This is a genomic window from Pseudoalteromonas piscicida (assembly GCF_000238315.3).
In the GTDB taxonomy this organism is placed as follows: domain Bacteria; phylum Pseudomonadota; class Gammaproteobacteria; order Enterobacterales; family Alteromonadaceae; genus Pseudoalteromonas; species Pseudoalteromonas piscicida.
The window spans coordinates 3280408-3299824 of sequence record NZ_CP011924.1; the positions used below are offsets into that span (position 1 = coordinate 3280408).

Annotated in this window: 18 protein-coding genes; 8 read left to right on the forward strand and 10 right to left on the reverse strand. The window is 43.6% G+C overall.

Features of this window, described 5'->3' with window-relative positions; genetic code table 11:
• Nucleotides 1–3 precede the first annotated feature (3 nt).
• From PPIS_RS15010 to PPIS_RS15020, 3 genes are read right to left on the reverse strand one after another with little or no spacing between them, the layout of a single operon-like run.
• The gene (locus PPIS_RS15010) at nucleotides 4–741 is read right to left on the reverse strand and encodes a TlpA family protein disulfide reductase (protein ID WP_010376858.1); all 738 of its coding nucleotides are present in this window, start codon (nucleotides 739–741) and stop codon (nucleotides 4–6) included.
• Complete coding sequence (locus PPIS_RS15015) at nucleotides 741–1199, reverse strand: TlpA family protein disulfide reductase (RefSeq protein WP_010376857.1); 459 nt, start codon at nucleotides 1197–1199, stop codon at nucleotides 741–743. The genes PPIS_RS15010 and PPIS_RS15015 overlap by 1 nt, the downstream gene beginning before the upstream one ends.
• 17 nt (nucleotides 1200–1216) lie before the next feature.
• Complete coding sequence (locus PPIS_RS15020) at nucleotides 1217–1888, reverse strand: cytochrome c biogenesis protein CcdA (protein WP_010376855.1); 672 nt, start codon at nucleotides 1886–1888, stop codon at nucleotides 1217–1219.
• 218 nt (nucleotides 1889–2106) lie between these two features.
• On the opposite strand from PPIS_RS15020, the gene PPIS_RS15025 reads away from it, so the two are divergent.
• Nucleotides 2107–2322 (forward strand): DUF1496 domain-containing protein, encoded by a 216-nt coding sequence (locus tag PPIS_RS15025; protein WP_010376854.1) that lies wholly within the window; start codon nucleotides 2107–2109, stop codon nucleotides 2320–2322.
• A 75-nt stretch (nucleotides 2323–2397) separates the two neighbouring features.
• Here the strand turns inward: PPIS_RS15025 and yidC are convergent, their stop codons facing one another.
• From yidC to rpmH, 4 genes are all read right to left on the reverse strand, one after another.
• Nucleotides 2398–4032, reverse strand: a complete 1635-nt coding sequence (yidC, locus tag PPIS_RS15030) for a membrane protein insertase YidC (RefSeq protein ID WP_010376852.1) — start codon at nucleotides 4030–4032, stop codon at nucleotides 2398–2400.
• An 8-nt stretch (nucleotides 4033–4040) separates the two neighbouring features.
• Nucleotides 4041–4343, reverse strand: a complete 303-nt coding sequence (gene yidD, locus PPIS_RS15035) for a membrane protein insertion efficiency factor YidD (RefSeq protein WP_010376850.1) — start codon at nucleotides 4341–4343, stop codon at nucleotides 4041–4043.
• Nucleotides 4344–4516: 173 nt separating this feature from the next.
• Nucleotides 4517–4951: a ribonuclease P protein component gene (rnpA, locus tag PPIS_RS15040; protein WP_010376847.1), complete on the reverse strand. Its 435-nt coding sequence runs from the start codon at nucleotides 4949–4951 to the stop codon at nucleotides 4517–4519.
• Nucleotides 4952–4957: 6 nt separating this feature from the next.
• Complete coding sequence (gene rpmH / locus PPIS_RS15045; RefSeq protein ID WP_010376846.1) at nucleotides 4958–5092, reverse strand: 50S ribosomal protein L34; 135 nt, start codon at nucleotides 5090–5092, stop codon at nucleotides 4958–4960.
• A 607-nt stretch (nucleotides 5093–5699) separates the two neighbouring features.
• On the opposite strand from rpmH, the gene dnaA reads away from it, so the two are divergent.
• The 7 genes from dnaA to PPIS_RS15080 all read left to right on the forward strand — a co-directional run bounded on the left by dnaA (nucleotide 5700) and on the right by PPIS_RS15080 (nucleotide 15403).
• Nucleotides 5700–7100 (forward strand): chromosomal replication initiator protein DnaA, encoded by a 1401-nt coding sequence (gene dnaA, locus PPIS_RS15050; protein WP_019647537.1) that lies wholly within the window; start codon nucleotides 5700–5702, stop codon nucleotides 7098–7100.
• A gap of 10 nt (nucleotides 7101–7110) precedes the next feature.
• Nucleotides 7111–8214: a DNA polymerase III subunit beta gene (dnaN, locus tag PPIS_RS15055; RefSeq protein WP_010376842.1), complete on the forward strand. Its 1104-nt coding sequence runs from the start codon at nucleotides 7111–7113 to the stop codon at nucleotides 8212–8214.
• Between the two features lie 4 nt (nucleotides 8215–8218).
• Nucleotides 8219–9307 carry a DNA replication/repair protein RecF gene (recF, locus tag PPIS_RS15060; protein ID WP_010376840.1) on the forward strand — a complete coding sequence of 363 codons (1089 nt, stop codon included), beginning with the start codon at nucleotides 8219–8221 and terminating at the stop codon, nucleotides 9305–9307.
• Nucleotides 9308–9319: 12 nt separating this feature from the next.
• Complete coding sequence (gene gyrB / locus PPIS_RS15065) at nucleotides 9320–11737, forward strand: DNA topoisomerase (ATP-hydrolyzing) subunit B (protein ID WP_010376837.1); 2418 nt, start codon at nucleotides 9320–9322, stop codon at nucleotides 11735–11737.
• Nucleotides 11738–11913: 176 nt separating this feature from the next.
• A complete protein-coding gene (gene glyQ / locus PPIS_RS15070) occupies nucleotides 11914–12816 on the forward strand; it encodes a glycine--tRNA ligase subunit alpha (RefSeq protein ID WP_010376835.1) in 903 nt (300 codons plus the stop codon).
• Nucleotides 12816–14885 carry a glycine--tRNA ligase subunit beta gene (glyS, locus tag PPIS_RS15075; RefSeq protein WP_010376833.1) on the forward strand — a complete coding sequence of 690 codons (2070 nt, stop codon included), beginning with the start codon at nucleotides 12816–12818 and terminating at the stop codon, nucleotides 14883–14885. The genes glyQ and glyS overlap by 1 nt, the downstream gene beginning before the upstream one ends.
• A gap of 71 nt (nucleotides 14886–14956) precedes the next feature.
• Nucleotides 14957–15403, forward strand: coding sequence for an early set domain-containing protein (locus PPIS_RS15080; RefSeq protein ID WP_010376831.1), 447 nt, complete (start codon nucleotides 14957–14959; stop codon nucleotides 15401–15403).
• A 68-nt stretch (nucleotides 15404–15471) separates the two neighbouring features.
• On the opposite strand, the gene tusA is transcribed toward PPIS_RS15080, so the two are convergent.
• The 3 genes from tusA to fadB all read right to left on the reverse strand — a co-directional run bounded on the left by tusA (nucleotide 15472) and on the right by fadB (nucleotide 19265).
• The gene (gene tusA, locus PPIS_RS15085) at nucleotides 15472–15711 is read right to left on the reverse strand and encodes a sulfurtransferase TusA (RefSeq protein WP_010376829.1); all 240 of its coding nucleotides are present in this window, start codon (nucleotides 15709–15711) and stop codon (nucleotides 15472–15474) included.
• A 220-nt stretch (nucleotides 15712–15931) separates the two neighbouring features.
• Nucleotides 15932–17101: an acetyl-CoA C-acyltransferase FadA gene (gene fadA, locus PPIS_RS15090; protein ID WP_010376826.1), complete on the reverse strand. Its 1170-nt coding sequence runs from the start codon at nucleotides 17099–17101 to the stop codon at nucleotides 15932–15934.
• Nucleotide 17102: 1 nt separating this feature from the next.
• Nucleotides 17103–19265, reverse strand: coding sequence for a fatty acid oxidation complex subunit alpha FadB (gene fadB, locus PPIS_RS15095; protein WP_010376824.1), 2163 nt, complete (start codon nucleotides 19263–19265; stop codon nucleotides 17103–17105).
• Nucleotides 19266–19417: the final 152 nt, after the last annotated feature.

Below are 19417 nucleotides of genomic sequence, written 5' to 3' on the forward strand. Positions count from 1 at the left end.
GCTCTAGTCTACGTTGGGTGGTTGATTACCGCGATAAACGACTTCACCGTGTTTATCTTGTACCACCCAGTAAGGTAGCTCTCTAATCTCAAACTGGCTAAATACTTCGTTGTGGTGATCGAACACAATATCGTGTTTGATCTCAAAGCGTTGTTGGTAGTCTAGAGCACTTTGTTCTTCCACATAAAAGGGCTTAATCACAGTAACGACCGGATACGCACTCGAGTCAGCGAGTTGATTGTTTTGTTTTATTCTCATTTCACAGGCAGGAATATGTTGAAACGGACACAAACTATCGCTGAAAAATAACACTCTGTATTGGCTGTTTATAGTCGCTATCGAAAATGGCGTACCTGTGAGTGTTTGCAATGGGATCCGTGTTTCTTTCTCTGTGCTTGGTGCATTGTTAGTCGTCAACAACTCTTGTTTGATAACTTTGTCGTCTTTAACGATAACACGAACAGGCGTTTGCCTTATTGCAAAGCGTTGCAGCAACTGGTTTTGCTTATCAATGGCTAACTCAGCATAGCTTGGATAGGCCTTTTTAAATTGCGCTAAGCTTGCCTCATCAATATTAATATCGGGCTGTAGCAATTTCCTTGGTGCTAGTGGCGTTGGTAGAGTCGTGGGCTGTACATACTCATCCCAAATATTAATAAACACATACTCTTGCGTGTTGGCGTGCGCAAACAAGCTGAGACACACAGCGGCGAACATAAGTAGGGCTTTAATTGATGACATTAGTTTGCTCCTTGGAGTGTGCTCAGATGTTGTTGCAGCTCATCTGTAAACAATGCGCTGCGATAGATTTCTTTGCCGTTTTCATCAATGAGGATATGTTGTGGCGTGCCTAACACTTGAAACTGCTGAGTTATCTTGCCATTACCATCAAATACCGTTGGAAACTGGTAATTATGTTTATCAAGGTAAGCTTGCACGCCTTTTTTCGACTGATTGAAGCCAATATTGATGGCGATAACCTGATAGTGGTTATTGGCTTGCTGAAAGCTTTGCTCAAGCAGTGGCATTTCTTCCACACAGTAGGTGCACCACGTTGCCCAAAACTTCAAGTAAGTGACTTTGCCTTGACTGGTTACGGTATTGTTTGCAAGCGTATTGGCGGTAAGTACGGGATAGTCCTTTGCTGCAGACATTGTGCTGAGTAACATAAAGAGTGAATAAAAAATGATTTTTTTCATGGTGGTTCCTTTGCGTTTTATAGCCAACTTTTGCCAGCTTGAATAAGAAAATATTGCGCCATTGCGACTAAGATAAGTGCGGTTGCTGTAGTGATTTGATTTAGCCAAGCTCCAGATCTTGGTAATGTATGCAAAAAGCGTGTGCTTAGCCCTGCTAGCAGTAATAAGGTGCTCATACCGAGCGCAAAACTAAACAGCAGTGCGCCTCCTAATAGAGGTTGCTGGGCATTAGCAACGAAGAGCAATAAGCCACCTAGTATTGGAGATGTACAAGGAGCCGCAACAAGAGCGCTGGCCATGCCCATTAGAAGAGGTGCTGGTGAACTTGTTGAAATAGCATTTGGCAAGCGTGGCAGAGAGATTAAGCCTTTTGATACCGCAGCAAAGTAGAGTAATAGATTGGCAAAAATAAGCAGCACCCAAGGGTTTGTTGCTACCTGGCCAAAGAAGCTACCGGTTAATGCTGCAATAAATCCAAGTGCGGCGTACACCGCTGCAAAGCCTAGTGCATACCAGATTGGAGCAAGGCGAATATGGCGTTGTTGGCTAAGGGTTGCAACTGTTATGGGAAGTATGGGATATACGCAGGGCGTAAAGCTGGTGAGTACACCTACTAAGAGTGCAATAGGCACTAACCACCAATCAGTTTCGGCACTGGAGAGTGCCTGTAGTAATGTAGATTCAAGCATCGTCTTCTCTTTGCATTTTTTAACTGCAAAAGAGCATGACGGGTAGCACAAGTTTGACCTATCAAATCGTTATAAAATCGCTATCAAATTTTATCAAGTATTTGATTTTATATTTTAATTGTTATGAGTTTAAAAGAAAAAGTGCTTTTGCTTGATGTGTTCATAAGATAAGGTAAGTTACCTAGTTTAGGTAAATTTATACGTTAAAGGGAGATATTATGAATAGACTAACACTAGCGGTTGTATCTGCAGCATTTGCGGTATCTGGTTCTGCACTAAGCGGTGAGAATGTAAAACCAGACTACGACCCTACAAAGTATTGTTATTATGCTGATCAGGCATATTCTAAGGGAGCGGTAGAAAAGCAAAATAACAAATGGAAAGTCTGTGTTGACGGCGGTCCAAATGGTGAGCTCCAGTGGATTGATCAGTAACGACAACTTTATATGATACGCAAATAAAAAACGCCAGCTGTGAAGCTGGCGTTTTTTATTCAAGGTGTACGAGCGTTAACCGCGTACTTTCATGCCTTTTTTCTCCATGCCACGGTAGATGATAAGCATCTGAGCGATAGAGATAAGGTTTGAAACCAACCAGTAAAGTACCAGACCTGATGGGAACCAAATAAAGAAGATTGAGAACACGACTGGCATGTAAGTCATCATCTTTTGTTGCATTGGGTCTGTAACTGTCATTGGCTGTAGTTTTTGGGTTAGGAACATACTTGCGCCAAATAGCACTGGTAGTACGTAGTACGGGTCCATTGATGATAGATCCGTTAGCCACAACATAAACTCAGCATGACGTAGTTCCGTTGATTCAAGGAATACGTAGAACAAGGCTAGGAAGATTGGCATTTGTAGTAGTAGTGGGAAACAGCCACCCATTGGGTTCACTTTTTCCTTACGGTACATTTCCATCATCGCTTGGCCGAACTTCTGGCGGTCATCGCCATAACGCTCTTTTAGTGCCTGCATCTTAGGCTGTAGCATGCGCATTTTAGCCATTGAGGTGTATTGCGCTTTAGTTAGTGGGTATAACGCCGTTTTCACAATCAAAGTGATAGCAATAATCGCCAGACCCCAGTTACCTAAAATACCGTAAAGGAACTTAAGCAGAGTCAGTAAAGGTTGTGAAATAAACCATAACCAGCCGTAGTCTACAGTGAGATCTAGGTCTTCTTGAATTGCTTCAAGCGCTTCTGTGTCTTTAGGACCCATGTAGTACACGGCATGGATAGTTGCCGTGCTATTTGCTTGCACATTGGTTGGCTCGCTCTTCATACCAACAATACCATTACCATTTCTAAGCGCGGTATAAATCGTATTATTGGTTTGCTGATCTGGCACCCATGCACTGACGAAGTAGTGCTGTAGGAAAGCAACATAGCCGCCTTGGGTATTTTTATTCAGGTTCGCATCCGCCATATCAGAGAAGCTGTATTTCTCATAAGGTTCTTCAGCGGTACCATAGGCTGCACCTAAGTAGGTCTGATCAACCATGCTGCCTTTATCTTGGCGTGTACGTTTGATTTGTGTGTACAGTTGTACTTGAACAGGTGATGAGGTGGTGTTGTTAACTTGGTATTCTAAGTCAACGTCATATTTACCTGCTTTAAATACGTAAGTTTTTGTGTACTGTACGCCTTTCTCATCAGTAAAAGTCAGTGGTACACGTAATGTATCGCCATTAAGCTCATATTGCTGTTGTGCAGACTCATAGACTGGGCGACCAGCCTTGTTCGCGTCAGGGCCGTTTAAACCAATTAAACCACTCTGTGAAACATACTGTTTGCCTTCAAATTCACCAAGTAACATGAAAGGCGTGTCGCTGCCATGGGTTTCTGCGTGTTGTAGTAAATTAGCTTCAATGATGTCACCGCCTTTAGTATCAATTTTTACCGAAAGTACATCGGTAGTGATACTAATGACAGAACGCGTTGCCTGAGTTGCTACAACTGGGACATCGGATTGGCTTGATGCTGGTACATCAGCTTGCTCTTCTGTTGGGGTTGAGTTCGCCACTTGTTGTGTGACGGCACTGGTATCAGCTTGCGGTTGGTTTTGTTCTTGTGTCCACTCTTGGAACAGTAGGAACGAAACCAGCAACAAACCGATAAATAAAAACGTGCGTTGCGATTCCATAACAGCTCTTATTTCTCGTGTTGTTTAACTTTAGTCGACTTCACAGGTACAGGATCATCTCCACCTGCGCTCAAAGGGTGACATTTTAATATGCGTTTAACCGCTAACCAACTCCCTTTTGCAATTCCATGTAAATTAATTGCTTGAATTGCATAACTAGAACAGGTCGGGTTAAAGCGACAATGAGGCCCGAGTAGGGGGCTAATCCATTGTTGATAACCGTGGATCAGCAATATAAGCAGGCGCTTGGGAAGCGAACAAACTGCTTTGAACTGATCTCTGATCTTGCTACGCCCTGAAGTTGAATTCATGGCTTTGTAGATACCAATTTCCTCAATTTACTGCTTAAACCCAAGTAGGCAAAAACAGACTATTTTTCCATTGATATAGCTGATTAAAAGGTGAGCTAACCTTACCTTAATTGGCGTAAAATTACTATGCTAGCAAGGGTAAATGCGCCGTAAAAAGGAAAGGCTAAAGCAGATTATTGCTTTTTCGCGTTAGCTTGAGGATTTTTTGAACGCTTGTGTTGAGGCTTTGGCTTAAAAGGTGGTTTAGGTGCACCAGGCTTACAACGTTCATTTATTTTGCGCCACATCTTAGTGAGCTGTTTAGTTAGCTCTTCATTAGATTGCTCGTCAACACCGGTTTTGACCATCAACACAATATCGATGTTATCAAGTTTATGACGATTTAATCGAAAGCTTTCTCTGGCAAGTCGTTTGATACGGTTTCGTTGACATGCTTTTTTGCAGCGTTTTTTTGCTACAGTTAAACCGAGTCTTGGATGACCAACATCATTTGGTTTTGCAAGTAGAGTAAAATAAGGCGTAGCAGCGCGAGCTGGCTCTTGAAATATGCGGGAGTAATGCGAGGGAGTTAACAGACGTAACTCCCTGCTAAAGCTAAAGTCTTCCACTAAATATTAAGCAGAAAGTACTTTACGGCCTTTAGCACGACGACGTGCTAATACTTTACGACCGTTCTTAGTCGCCATGCGAGCACGGAAACCGTGAGTGCGCTTGCGCTTAAGTACGCTAGGTTGAAAAGTTCTTTTCATAACAATTCCATCCGATCGGTTAAAAGTTAAAACATCCTATGCAGGTCGCGATCCTGGCACAGGTGCCATTGCGAGCGCGAGATATTAAAGCTGAGCGCGTCTAAAGTCAATCAAAATCTGTTCTCTGTGGCTAAATAATCCACAGTAGAATTTCTTTATCCTTATATATAGACAAAACTTGGCAAAGCTATCGAGCAAACATAGACGATCTACATAAAGTAGGATCAATACGAAATCGATCTGCATAGATCTGATCCGATGGGCGGCATTATAGCATTTAGTAAGAATAGGAAAAGCTCTGGAAAACTAAATTTGATCTTAATTTTGGGGTGAGATCGGGAGAGTTTTTTGCTATGATCTTACTTGTGGGTAAAAAATAAAAACCTTTAAATTTCATGTGTTTATTTTTTTGCTAGGGTGAGATCTTGCTTTTTCTAAATGTCAATATTGAACTTGTGGATAAGATCACTTCATAATACCCCGCTTCCACCAGTGATTTTGTAATAAAAACTAAGTATTTCCGGCGATCCTTTCATTTAGATCTGACTATTTAGATCTGAATGCTCTATTTTTTATTCCCGGGAATCAAAACCTATTGGAGTTCAGAGTGTATCTGTCGGTTTGGCAAAGTTGTTTATATGTTTTGCAAGATGAATTGCCATCTCAGCAATTTAGCATGTGGGTAAGACCACTACAGGCAGAAAGTACTGATGATACGCTAACTATCTATGCGCCGAATCGTTTTGTATTGGATTGGGTACGAGAAAAGTATCTCCACCGCATCAATGAACTACTGATTGAGATCTGTGGTGATGAAGCACCAGAGTTGCACTTTGATGTAGGCAGCAAACCTGTGTTAGCTGCACAACCAAGTGTATCTAACGAAAAAGCCACAAGTGTAGGTCATGCGACCGATAACACGTCGATGTTGCAGGGCACTCAGCCAAAGATGGTAGAAAAAGTTGAGCCCGCTCCTAAATCTTCGCACAAGGCTAATATTAAAGAGAATTACACCTTTGATAACTTTGTAGAAGGTAAATCTAACCAGCTGGCAAAAGCCGCTGCAACGCAAGTTGCAGATAATCCAGGTTCTGCATTCAATCCCGTATTTATCTATGGTGGAACTGGTTTAGGTAAGACACACTTATTACATGCCGTGGGCAATGGTATTCTTGAACAAAAACCGGATGCAAAAATTGTTTATATGCATTCAGAGCGTTTTGTTCAGGACATGGTTAAAGCACTACAAAATAATGCCATTGAAGAATTCAAGCGTTACTACCGTAGCGTTGATGCATTGATGATTGATGATATCCAATTCTTTGCAAACAAAGAGCGTTCGCAAGAAGAGTTCTTCCATACTTTTAATGCGCTGCTTGAAGGCAACCAACAAATTATTCTAACTTCTGACCGTTACCCCAAAGAAATAGAAGGGGTCGAGGACCGACTGAAGTCGCGTTTTGGTTGGGGGTTAACTATTGCTATTGAGCCACCAGAATTAGAGACTCGCGTTGCTATCTTAATGAAGAAAGCGCAGCAAAGTAATATTAACTTGCCACACGAAGTTGCCTTTTTTATTGCGAAGAAATTACGCTCTAATGTGCGAGAGTTAGAAGGTGCGTTAAACCGCGTGATAGCTAATGCCAACTTCACTGGTCGTCCAATTTCTATCGATTTTGTTAAAGAAGCGCTACGCGATTTATTAGCGCTACAAGACAAACTCGTTACCATCGATAATATCCAGCGCACCGTGGCGGAATATTATCGAATTCGTGTTTCTGACTTATTGTCAAAACGTCGTAGCCGTTCAGTTGCAAGACCAAGACAAGTTGCCATGGCATTGTCTAAAGAACTGACAAACCACAGCTTACCAGAAATAGGTGATGCATTTGGTGGCCGCGACCATACCACCGTGTTACATGCGTGTAGAAAAGTAAAAGCACTTCGTGATGAAAGTCATGAGGTAAAAGAAGATTATCAAAACTTAATTAGAACGCTGTCTTCTTAAGGGTTAAATGATGCAAATAACGATTCCAAGAGAACTATTTTTAAAGCCACTGGTACAGGTGTCGGGTGCCATTGAGCGCAAACATACACTGCCTATTTTGTCTAATGTATTGCTAGAAGTGAAAAATGGCGCGTTACATATGACAGGTACAGATTTAGAGATAGAGCTTGTTGCATCTGTTGCCCTTGAAACCAATGTGCCAGACGCCAAGATCACTTTACCGGCAAAAAAGCTCCTAGATATTTGTAAGAGCTTGCCTGATAACTCGGATTTAGTGCTGAGTAGCCAAGAGCATCAATTGCTACTGACTAGCGGTCAAAGTCGCTTTTCTTTGACAACCTTAGCCGCTGAAGACTTCCCTAATCTTGAAGAGTGGGACGGTGAGGTTGAGTTTGCCATAACGCGTTTAGAGCTTAGAAAATTGCTAGAAGCAACGCATTTCTCTATGGCTAACCAAGACGTACGTTACTATTTAAATGGTATGTCGTTCGAAGTAGATAATAATGAAATTAAAACGGTAGCCACTGACGGTCACCGTTTGGCAATTGCGCAGCAAAAATTACCTGAGTCATTGCAAACGCAGCGTCAATTGATCATTCCTCGTAAGGGCGTGCAAGAGATCATGCGCTTATTGCCTGCGGATGATGAAACTATCACCATTCAATTTGGCGCTAATCATGTGCGCATCATCGACAGCGAATTTACTTTCACGAGTAAGCTGGTGGATGGGCGATTCCCTGATTATCGTCGCGTATTACCTCGTGGCGGGGACAAGTTGGTTACCGCAAATCGCGAATGGCTACGTAGTGCATTTCAGCGTGTGTCTATTCTTTCTAACGAGAAGTTTCGTGGCGTACGATTGAATCTGAGTAATGGACAATTAAAAATTAGTGCCAATAACCCAGAGCAGGAGCAAGCTGAAGAAATTGTTGAGGTAGGTTACCAAGGCGATGATCTTGAAGTTGGTTTTAACGTTTCTTACTTATTAGACGTGTTAAATACAATAAAGTCTGAAGATGTACAATTTACGCTTTCTGATGCGAACAGCAGTGCGCTTATTGAAGCCGCTGGTGACGAACATGCAATGTATGTAGTTATGCCGATGCGTTTATAGAGTTATGAGTTTAACTCACCTTAGCCTCAATGCGTTTCGAAACATTGAGGCGATGGCGCTTTCACCTAGCAATGCGGTTAATGTCATTCTCGGTGAAAATGGTAGCGGTAAAACCAGTCTGCTCGAAGCCATTTACTTTCTCTCCAGTGGTAAATCTTTCCGTACCAATCTGCAAAAATTAATGATCAAGCATGAGGCTTCTCATTGCGTTGTTCATGCAAAAAAACAACTACATAACTTGTCTATACCGCTTGGCATTAGTAAATATACCAGTGGCGAAACTAAGCTTCGAATTCAGGGGCAGGCAAGCCGGAAAGTGGCAGAATTAGCACAGGTTTTACCTGTCCAAGTTATTACACCTGAAAGTTATGAACTGTTTTTTGGTGGTCCAAAAGAGCGTCGTAAGTTTCTTGATTTAGGTGTGTTCCACGTGGAACATCAGTTTTATTCCACATGGAAAATGTTTAATCAGGTGCTCAAGCAACGTAACGCTTTATTGAAATCTAAACCGAGAGATCTCCAATCCCAGCTAAGTTATTGGGATAAAGAGTTTGTGCGCCTTGCTGAGCAAATAAATATGTTTAGAGAGGCTTATATAGGTAGGTTTCAGACGCATTTTTTTGATAAGATAGGGGATATAAGCCCTATAATTAAAGGCCTTGAAATTCGCTTTCAAGCGGGCTGGAAGGGGGAACTAGCTGAGGTATTAACAAATCAGTTAGAGCGAGATGTAAAACTTGGCTATACAAGTAAAGGGCCGCATAAGGCTGACTTTAACTTTTATACTCAAGGAAACAGCGTAGAACATATTTTTTCTCGTGGTCAACTCAAGTTATTACTGTATGCACTTAAAGTAATGCAAAACAGTTTGATTGACCAAGAGAGTAATAAGCAGTCAATTCTGCTTATTGATGATTTACCTTCGGAGCTCAGTGAAGATACTAAGGTGGCGGTATCGCGTTTGTTGGCGCAATGTCAGTCACAGCTGTTTATCACGGCTATTACTCCAGAAAGTATTGCCGCCGTTATTGAACCAATGGAACGTGAAATTAAAATGTTCCACGTGGAACATGGCAGCTTAATAACAAAATAATTGGAAGAAACCATGTCGGAAAATTACGATTCGTCGAGTATTAAAGTACTTAAAGGATTGGATGCTGTAAGAAAGCGTCCGGGAATGTATATCGGTGACACAGACGATGGTACTGGTTTACATCACATGGTGTTTGAGGTCGTTGATAACTCAATCGACGAAGCACTAGCAGGATATTGTGACGATATTTTCGTAACAATTCATACCGATGGCTCTGTATCTGTTCGAGATAATGGTCGTGGTATCCCAACTTCAATTCACGAAGAAGAAGGGGTTTCTGCGGCAGAAGTTATCATGACTGTACTACATGCCGGCGGTAAATTTGATGATAACTCATATAAAGTATCTGGCGGTTTGCACGGTGTAGGTGTTTCTGTTGTAAATGCACTTTCTGAAAAACTACAATTAACAATCCGCCGTGATGGTAAAGTGCATCAGCAAAAATACACTATGGGTGTTCCAGATGCGCCGTTAGGTGTTATCGGTGAAGCGGAATCTACTGGTACAGAATTGAGATTCTGGCCAAGTGCTGAAACGTTCTCAGATACAAATTTCCACTACGATATTCTAGCTAAGCGCCTACGTGAATTATCTTTCCTTAACTCTGGTGTGAGCATCATTTTGAATGATGAGCGCGAAGAGAATAAACAAGATCACTTCAAGTACGAAGGCGGTATTCAAGCATTTGTTGCGTATCTAAATCGTAAGAAGACACCAGTTCATCAAAGTGTTTTCCACTTTTCGACGGAACGTGATGATGGCATTAGCGTAGAAGTCTCTATGCAATGGAATGATGGTTTCCAAGAAAACATCTACTGTTTTACCAATAACATTCCTCAACGCGATGGTGGTACTCACTTAGCAGGTTTCCGTGCAGCACTTACGCGTACGCTTAACACCTACATGGAAAAAGAAGGCTTTAATAAAAAGTATAAAACCAGTGCTACGGGTGACGATGCTCGTGAAGGTTTGACTGCTGTTGTTAGTGTTAAAGTTCCTGATCCTAAGTTCTCTTCACAGACAAAAGATAAGCTCGTTTCTAGTGAAGTGAAAGGGGCTGTTGAGCAAATGATGGCTGAAAAGCTAACAGAATTCTTGCTAGAAAACCCAGGCGATGCAAAAACCGTTGTAAACAAAATCGTTGATGCTGCGCGCGCACGTGAAGCTGCACGTAAGGCTCGTGAAATGACTCGTCGTAAGGGCGTTATGGATTTAGCCGGTCTACCGGGTAAACTCGCTGACTGCCAAGAACGAGATCCTGCACTTTCTGAACTATATATAGTGGAGGGTGACTCGGCGGGTGGTTCTGCTAAGCAAGGTCGTAATCGTAAGAACCAAGCAATCCTGCCGCTCAAAGGTAAAATCCTGAACGTAGAAAAAGCACGCTTTGATAAGATGCTTTCTTCTCAGGAAGTGGCAACACTAATTACTGCATTAGGTTGCGGTATTGGACGTGATGAATATAACCCTGAAAAGCTAAGATATCACCGCATCATCATCATGACCGATGCGGACGTGGATGGTTCACACATCCGTACACTGCTACTGACTTTCTTCTATCGTCAAATGCCAGAGATCATCGAGCGCGGTTATGTCTATATTGCTCAGCCTCCACTATATAAAGTGAAGAAGGGTAAGCAAGAGCGTTATATTAAAGATGATAATGCGCTAACTTCATATTTAACGACATTAGCGCTAAACGAAGCATCACTATATCCGTCGGAAGGTGCAGAGCCAATTACTGGTAACAGACTAGAAAACCTAGTACATGATTATCAAAATACGATAGATATCATTGAGCGTTTAAAGCGTAAGTATCCGTCTTCAATCATGAACCGTTTGCTTTATCACCCAGAGCTAACCGAGTCAGACTTATCTGATGAAGCAAAAGTAACGGCGTGGACTGAAAACTTGGTTGCTGATCTTGTGAAGAAAGACGAAGACGCCACTATCTTCAACGCAGAAGTGGCATTTGATGAAGAGCGCCATATGTATTATCCGGTGATCAATATTCGTCAGCACGGTGTTGATAAAGCGCATACTTTGAACTTCGACTTTATTACATCTAAAGATTATGTTCGCATTGCGAATACGGGTCGTCAGATTGGTAGTTTGATCAGCGAAGGCGGTTATGTACAGCGTGGCGAGAAAACTCAAGCTATCGAATATTTTGAGGCTGGTCTTGAATGGCTTATCTCAGAGTCTAAGCGTGGCTTGTATACACAACGCTATAAAGGATTGGGTGAGATGAACCCTGACCAACTTTGGGAAACAACGATGGATCCAGGTGCTCGCCGTATGCTCCGTGTGACCATTGAAGATGCCATTGCTGCAGACCAATTGTTTGCAACCTTGATGGGTGACCAAGTTGAACCTCGTCGAGAGTTTATCGAAACAAATGCACTGAGAGTTGTTAACTTAGACGTGTAAACTCAAACATCTAGTAAAAAGGAGGGATTTTCCCTCCTTTTTTTATGCTTTAAAGCTTAAAACCCTTCTGCGCTCGCGGTATACTGAGCATAATTTTCAATCATTGAATCTAGCGTGAGCGCCAAATTACTGAAGGCGTTTACATACGATAAGTACCAGATAAAAATAAGCCAACTATGCAAAAATACGATATCAAAACCTTCCAAGGTTTGATCCTGGCTTTACAGGATTACTGGGCGCAGCAAGGCTGTGTTGTAGCTCAACCTTTAGATATGGAAGTTGGTGCGGGTACATTCCACCCGATGACCTTCCTTAAGTCCATTGGTCCTGAGCCAATGTCGAGCGCATACGTACAACCTTGTCGCCGCCCGACGGATGGTCGTTATGGTGAAAACCCTAACCGTCTTCAGCATTACTACCAATTCCAAGTTGTATTGAAGCCATCGCCTGAGAATATTCAGGAGCTCTACCTAGGCTCTCTAGAAGCGTTGGGCATTGATACATTAACGCACGAAGTGCGCTTTGTTGAAGATAACTGGGAGTCACCAACGCTAGGTGCTTGGGGATTAGGTTGGGAAGTATGGTTGAATGGCATGGAAGTGACTCAGTTTACTTACTTCCAGCAAGTTGGCGGTATTGAATGCTCACCGGTAACGGGTGAAATTACGTATGGTTTAGAGCGCCTTGCGATGTATATACAAGGTGTAGATAGCATTTATGATCTCGTTTGGACTGATGGTCCAATGGGGCGCGTAACTTACGGTGACGTGTTCATGCAAAACGAGATCGAACAGTCGACATATAACTTTGAATATGCGGATGTAGAGGCATTATTTAAGCAGTTTGACCAGTGTGAAAAAGAAAGCGAAAAGCTAATCGAAGCAGGGCTTCCTTTACCAGCTTATGAGCAGGTAATGAAGGCATCTCATGCATTTAACCTGTTAGACGCACGTCATGCTATCTCAGTAACTGAGCGTCAGCGCTATATATTAAGAGTTCGTGCTTTATCAAAAGCCTGTGCACAGGCTTACTATGACGCACGTGAAGCACTTGGCTTCCCGCTTTGTAAGGATAAATAATGTCGACTGAAAACTTACTCGTAGAAATTGGTACTGAAGAGCTACCACCAAAGGCGTTACGCAACCTTGCTGAGTCATTCGCAGAAAATACTAGGCAAGAACTTGAAGCATTAGAGCTTAGCCATGAAGGCGTGAGCTGGTATGCATCACCTCGTCGCTTAGGCATTCAAGTTAAAGCATTACAAACGCAACAAGCCGATAAAGTGGTTGAAAAGCGTGGTCCAGCTATTCAGGCGGCATTTGACGCCGATGGTAACGCGACTAAAGCGGCGCTAGGTTGGGCTCGTGGTTGTGGTATTGATATTAATGATGCTGAGCGTTTAGAAACTGACAAGGGTACTTGGCTGCTACACAAAGCGAAAGTAGAGGGGCAACAGACCTTAGCGTTACTAAGCGATGTGATCAACAAAGCACTGGCTAAGTTACCTATTCCAAAGCCGATGCGCTGGGGTGCGAACAAGACGCAATTTATCCGTCCTGTGCATACCGTAGCTGCACTACTTGGTAGTCAACAAGTTGAAGGTGAAGTGCTAGGTAAAGCTATTAGCAATGAGCTGCAAGGACATCGTTTCCATCACCCAGAGCGTGTTCGTGTTGAACATGCTGATGATAGTCATGCAGTGCTAAAAGGTGCATACGTTATTGCGGATTACGAAGCACGTAAAGCGTTAATTCGTAGTCAGATTGAAGCTGAAGCTGAAAAGCTCGGCGCGCAAGTAGCGATGGATGAAGATCTTCTTGAAGAGGTTACATCACTAGTCGAGTGGCCAGTAACTTTAGTTGCTTCGTTTGAAGAAGCTTTCTTGCAAGTGCCTGATGAAGCACTTATCTACACCATGAAAGACGACCAAAAGTACTTTCCACTGTTAGATAAGCAAGGCAACTTGATCAACAAGTTCCTGTTTGTTTCTAACATTGAAAGTAAAGATCCAAGGGTGGTGATCTCGGGTAACGAGAAAGTGGTTCGCCCGCGTCTGGCAGATGCTCAGTTCTTCTTTGAAACGGATAAGAAGAAAACGCTCGAAAGCCGTCTTGAGTCACTTGATTCAGTGTTATTTCAGAAGCAGCTTGGCACACTAAAAGACAAGTCAGAGCGTATCTCGGCACTCGCTGGTTTTATTGCGGAGCAGCTTGGTGCTGATAAGGCACTAGCAGAGCGTGCGGGTTTACTAAGTAAAACCGATTTAATGACTGAAATGGTCATGGAATTTACTGACGTTCAGGGCGTGATGGGTATGCATTACGCGCGCATTGATGGCGAAGCGGAAGAAGTCGCGCTAGCACAAAATGAGCAATATATGCCGCGTTTTGCTGGTGATAATCTACCGTCTAACCCAATCAGTTTTGCTGTGGCGCTTGCGGATAAGTTTGATACTTTGGTTGGCATTTTTGGTATCGGCCAAACACCAAAAGGCGATAAAGACCCGTTTGCACTGCGTCGTGCTGCCATTGGCGCATTGCGTATTATGGTAGAAAAAGAACTACCATTAGATATTCAGGATATCGTTGCCAAAGCAATGACGTTATTCGGTGATAAGCTAAGCAATGCAAATGTTGCCGATGAAGTGGTTGAGTTTATGTTAGGTCGTTTCCGTGCCTGGTACCAAGATGAAGGTATCAGCGTGGATGTGATCCAAGCAGTACTTGCAAGACGTCCAACGAGCCCAGTTGATTTTGATCGCCGAGTAAAAGCGGTTAGTCACTTTAGAACGTTGGCGGAAGCTGAAGCGTTAGCTGCTGCCAATAAGCGTGTAAACAACATTTTAGCGAAGAATAACGTCGCGTCAGAAGCTGCGGTGGAGAGCTCACTCCTTCAAGAGGAAGCTGAACAAACATTGGCTGCACAAGTTGCTGCGTTAACTGCTGAGCTTGCACCTGTTTACGCTGAAGGTGATTATCAAACTGCACTGACGTGTTTAGCAAGTTTACGTGAAGCAGTAGATAACTTCTTTGATAATGTTATGGTAATGGCGGACGATGAAGCGGTTAAGGCCAATCGTTTAGCACTACTTGGTCAGTTAAGTAAGTTATTCCTTAATACTGCAGATATTTCAGTGTTACAAAATTAATTGCTGATACAAAAGCCAGCAACTGCTGGCTTTTTGCTGATTGGTAAAAGCAAGTAAAAGGCAGTCTAGCTATGATTAAAAAACAAGGGGCAATGGCGATTGCGCTATTAGCACTTACCGCTTGTAGTAGTAACTTTCAATTGCCAACGACTTCAACTTCACCGGTTGTTGCCGGTGAGTTGGATAAGACAATGTATCTACGCGGTGACTTCACTCTGTGGGATGCCGAACCTCAGTATCGCCTAGAAGAAACACAACCGGGGATCTACGCAACAAAAGCAAGATTCATGAGCCCGGGTAAAGTGTATGAATTTAAAATTGCTGATGAGCAGTGGAGTGAAGGCTACAACTGTGGCTATAAGAGTGAAGGGCAGTTAACGCTAGGGCAACCGCTGGTCGCGGATTGTAACACGGTGTATAACTACTTTAGCTTCAAGCCAAGTAAAAAAGGCTGGTACGAAATCCGCTTAGATTATCGTAATCCTCGTTCACCAAAGGTGGTGATTGTAAAATCTTAAAAAAGCGGCAGATGCCGCTTTTTTATTGTCTATGACTCACGAGCTCAAACAGAGTGTTAAAGAGGAGATCACTGACCTTTCTTAATCACATACTTGTAGGGAGATTCGGCCACTGCTTTGGCAACCAAAGTGTGATCCATAAATTCACAGAAGCTCGGAATGTCTCTTGTTGTTGATGGATCATCTGCGATAACTAACAACGTCTCACCTAAGTTCATCCGTCTTACCATGCCTCTAATCATCATTACTGGCTCCGGACAACGTAAGCCTACTGCATCTAAGGTATGGTCGGTATTATCAAAACTCATTGTGGTTGGCCTTGTTAGTTACGTTGCGAGTGACGAAAACGCTATTTTAACCGCATGTTGTAAGTAAGCTCAAGTTTGGATAATCATGCCTTAGCCAACCGAGGTGAGGTAAATGCAGGTAATAAAAAAGGCAAAACAGCTGTGTTGTTTTGCCTTGGTCACCAAGTTGAAGTTGTGTGCTGGTATTGTCTTATAAAAGCCCAGTACCAGCTGGTTGGAATTAGTTATCTACGCGCTCGAATACGGTAGCGATACCTTGGCCTAAACCAATACACATAGTTGCAAGGCCGTACTTCGCGTCTTTCTCTTCCATTAGGTTGATAAGCGTTGTGCTAATACGTGAGCCTGAGCAACCAAGTGGGTGACCGAGTGCAATTGCACCACCGTTGAGGTTCACTTTCTCATTTACCTTGTCTAGTAGACCTAGGTCTTTTAGCACTGGTAGTGATTGTGCTGCAAAGGCTTCGTTTAGTTCAGCAACATCAATATCATCGATAGTAATGCCCGCCTGCTTTAAGGCTTTTTGTGATGCCGGAACTGGACCGTAACCCATGATGGAAGGATCGCAACCTGCGACTGCCATTGACTTAACACGAGCACGAATTGGAAGACCGAGTTCTCTTGCTTTAGACTCGCTCATGACCAACATAGCTGAAGCACCGTCAGACAGCGCTGAAGAGGTACCTGCAGTTACCGTACCCGATGCTGGGTTAAATACAGGACGTAGCTGCCCTAGACCTTCTAAGCTTGTCTCTGGACGGATAACTTCGTCATGCTCGACAAGTACAGGTGTACCATCGGCATCATGGCCTTCCATTGGCAGGATTTCTTTTGCAAAACGCCCTTCAAGGGTTGCGGCATGTGCACGCTGGTGTGAACGTACGGCAAATTCATCTTGCTGCTCACGACTGATACCGTGCATTAGCGCTAAGTACTCAGCCGTTAACCCCATCACACCGGCAGCTTGTGCTACAGACGTCGCAAGGCCTGGGTGAAAGTCATTACCATGTGTCATTGGTACGTGACCCATGTGCTCAACACCACCGATAAGGTAAGTGTCACCAGCACCAGTCATGATGGCGCGAGCTGCGTCATGCAATGCTTGCATTGACGAACCACATAGGCGGTTTACGGTTACCGCCGGTACGGTGTGAGGAATGCCAGCTAAGAGTGCAGCGTTACGACCAACGTTAAAGCCTTGCTCTAAAGTTTGCTGTACACAGCCCCAGTAAATGTCATCAATTGAGTCTGGTGCTACTTGAGGGTTACGCTCAAGTAGGCCTTTCATCAAGTGCGCGCTGAGGTCTTCGGCACGTTTATGCTTAAATACACCGCCTTTTGAACGGCCCATTGGGGTACGAATACAATCTACGATTACCGCGTTTTCCATGTTACTGGCCCTCCACTTGATAGAACACTTTACCTTCATCTGCCCACTGTCTAGTTTGCTCAGAAACCTGATAAATTTCACCAAGATGAGCGTACTTGTCAGCCATTGCTACAAAGTTTGCGAGGCCGATTTGGTCTAGATAGCGGAATGCACCACCTCTGAATGGAGGGAAGCCGATACCATAGATCAGTGCCATGTCTGCTTCTTGCGGTGAAGCAACAATGTTTTCTTGCAGACACAGTAACACTTCATTGATCATTGGCACCATACAACGCTCAATAATCGTTTGTTTATCAAATTCAGTTGGTGCGTCACAAATACCACTCAGCAACTCAAGCGCGCTGTCGTCTTTACTCTTCTTCAGACGACCTTTGCGATCTGGAGCGTATTGATAGAAGCCTTTTTGGTTTTTCTGACCAAAGCGCTCGGCACCCGCAAGTACTGCGACAGGATCTTTGTCTTTACGTGCCATGCGAGTAGGGAAGCCATCAGCCATTACGCCAGTACAATGGTTTGCCGTATCGATACCCACTACGTCTAGTAGGTACGCAGGGCCCATTGGCCAGCCGAAGACATTTTCCATAACCTTATCTACTTTTGCGAAGTCAGCACCTTCTACAACAAGTTGGCTGAAGCCTGCAAAGTAAGGGAATAGAACACGGTTGACGAAGAAACCTGGGCAATCGTTAACAACGATAGGAGACTTGCCAAGCTTTAAGGCATAATCTACCACTGCGGCAACGGTTTCATCCGATGTTTGTTCACCACGAATGATTTCTACCAATGGCATTTTTGGCACTGGGTTAAAGAAGTGCATGCCACAGAAGTTTTCTGGCTTCTCAAGTGCGGTGGCTAACTCATCAATGCGAATAGTCGATGTGTTTGAAGTTAGGATGGTACCTTCTGGTAATTGCGACTCTAAACTCGCCAATACCGTTTTCTTGATTTTAGGGTTTTCAACAACGGCTTCTACGATGATGTCTGAGCCTTGCAAATCGTGATCGTTGAGCGTTGCTTTGATTTTACCTAAAGTGGCAATCATCTTGTCCATTGACATGTGGCCGCGCTGTACTTTTTTACCAAGTAGTTTTGCAGCCTCACCCATACCAAGGTCTAGGGCACCTTGCTGGATGTCTTTCATGACAATTGGCGTACCTTTGTAGGCTGATTGGTAAGCGATACCGCCACCCATAATACCAGCACCAAGTACCGCTGCTTGTTTGATCTCTGTTTTGCTTTGTTTCGCTTGTTTCTTGGCAACCGTTTTGATGTATTGATCCGCTAAGAAAATACCGGTTTGCGCTGCGGCTTCTGCCGTTTTGGCAAGCTTAGCAAAGTTTTGGTTTTCGAGTGCCATCGCTTCGTTGCGGCTTAGGTTAGCTGCCGCTTTAAGCGTTTGTACCGCCATCATCGGTGCTGGGTAATGACCTTTGGTTTTTGCCATGACTAAGCCTTCAGCCATACCAAAGCTCATGCCTTGTTCAACACGATTCATCTTCAATGGGTCAAGCTTGATTTGGCGTTTCGCGCGCCAATCCAATTTACCTGCTATAGCTTGCTCCAAGGTACGAATAGCGGCCGCCATAAGTTTGTCAGCAGGTACTACACCGTCAACCGCACCCACTTTTAGTGCGTCATTCGCTCGGTTTTCTTGGCCTGTGGTGATCCACGTCATTGCGTTGTCAGCGCCGATTAAGCGAGGAAGTCTTACGGTACCACCAAAGCCCGGCATAATGCCAAGCTTAACTTCTGGTAGGCCAATTTTTGCGTTGTCAGTTGCAATACGGTAATCCGTGGCGAGCAACCACTCGCAACCACCGCCAAGCGCAAGGCCATTTACTGCCGATAGTGTAGGGAAAGGTAAATCTTCTATTGCGTCGAAGACATCGGTTGCGGTTTTAATCCAACCAACAAGTTCTTCTTCTGGGCGTTGGAAAGTCGGAAGGAATTCAAAAATATCAGCGCCGACAATAAAGTGGTCTTTGTCGCTGGTAAAAATTAAGCCGTCGATGTCGTCGCGTTGGCTCAATTCGATAAGCGCTTCGTGGCTTTCCTTTAGTACTTGCTGAGATAGTTTGTTTACTGAGCCTGGTAGGCAAAACTTAAACTCAGCGATATTGCCTTTGCAAAAATCAACTACAAAGGACTCGCGTTTGATTAACATACATGTTCTCCCGTGCTTTACACTGGTACGATGAGTTGTAATTTCAATCAGTGTGGATCCTTTGGCGGCAAATTGCAATGAAAAATTTACCGCACATTTACTGAAATACCTGAGTCGGTTTGCTATGGTGGCTTAACGCACCTCGCATTTAG

Bases quoted from the DNA above. Each gene is read 5' to 3' on its own strand.
- PPIS_RS15010 (WP_010376858.1), bottom strand. From the start codon at position 741: ATGTCATCAATTAAAGCCCTACTTATGTTCGCCGCTGTGTGTCTCAGC.
- gyrB (WP_010376837.1), top strand. From the start codon at position 9,320: ATGTCGGAAAATTACGATTCGTCGAGTATTAAAGTACTTAAAGGATTG.
- fadA (WP_010376826.1), bottom strand. From the start codon at position 17,101: ATGGAAAACGCGGTAATCGTAGATTGTATTCGTACCCCAATGGGCCGT.
- yidC (WP_010376852.1), bottom strand. From the start codon at position 4,032: ATGGAATCGCAACGCACGTTTTTATTTATCGGTTTGTTGCTGGTTTCG.
- glyQ (WP_010376835.1), top strand. From the start codon at position 11,914: ATGCAAAAATACGATATCAAAACCTTCCAAGGTTTGATCCTGGCTTTA.
- glyS (WP_010376833.1), top strand. From the start codon at position 12,816: ATGTCGACTGAAAACTTACTCGTAGAAATTGGTACTGAAGAGCTACCA.
- fadB (WP_010376824.1), bottom strand. From the start codon at position 19,265: ATGTTAATCAAACGCGAGTCCTTTGTAGTTGATTTTTGCAAAGGCAAT.
- dnaN (WP_010376842.1), top strand. From the start codon at position 7,111: ATGCAAATAACGATTCCAAGAGAACTATTTTTAAAGCCACTGGTACAG.
- PPIS_RS15080 (WP_010376831.1), top strand. From the start codon at position 14,957: ATGATTAAAAAACAAGGGGCAATGGCGATTGCGCTATTAGCACTTACC.
- PPIS_RS15015 (WP_010376857.1), bottom strand. From the start codon at position 1,199: ATGAAAAAAATCATTTTTTATTCACTCTTTATGTTACTCAGCACAATG.
- PPIS_RS15020 (WP_010376855.1), bottom strand. From the start codon at position 1,888: ATGCTTGAATCTACATTACTACAGGCACTCTCCAGTGCCGAAACTGAT.
- PPIS_RS15025 (WP_010376854.1), top strand. From the start codon at position 2,107: ATGAATAGACTAACACTAGCGGTTGTATCTGCAGCATTTGCGGTATCT.
- yidD (WP_010376850.1), bottom strand. From the start codon at position 4,343: ATGAATTCAACTTCAGGGCGTAGCAAGATCAGAGATCAGTTCAAAGCA.
- tusA (WP_010376829.1), bottom strand. From the start codon at position 15,711: ATGAGTTTTGATAATACCGACCATACCTTAGATGCAGTAGGCTTACGT.
- recF (WP_010376840.1), top strand. From the start codon at position 8,219: ATGAGTTTAACTCACCTTAGCCTCAATGCGTTTCGAAACATTGAGGCG.
- rpmH (WP_010376846.1), bottom strand. From the start codon at position 5,092: ATGAAAAGAACTTTTCAACCTAGCGTACTTAAGCGCAAGCGCACTCAC.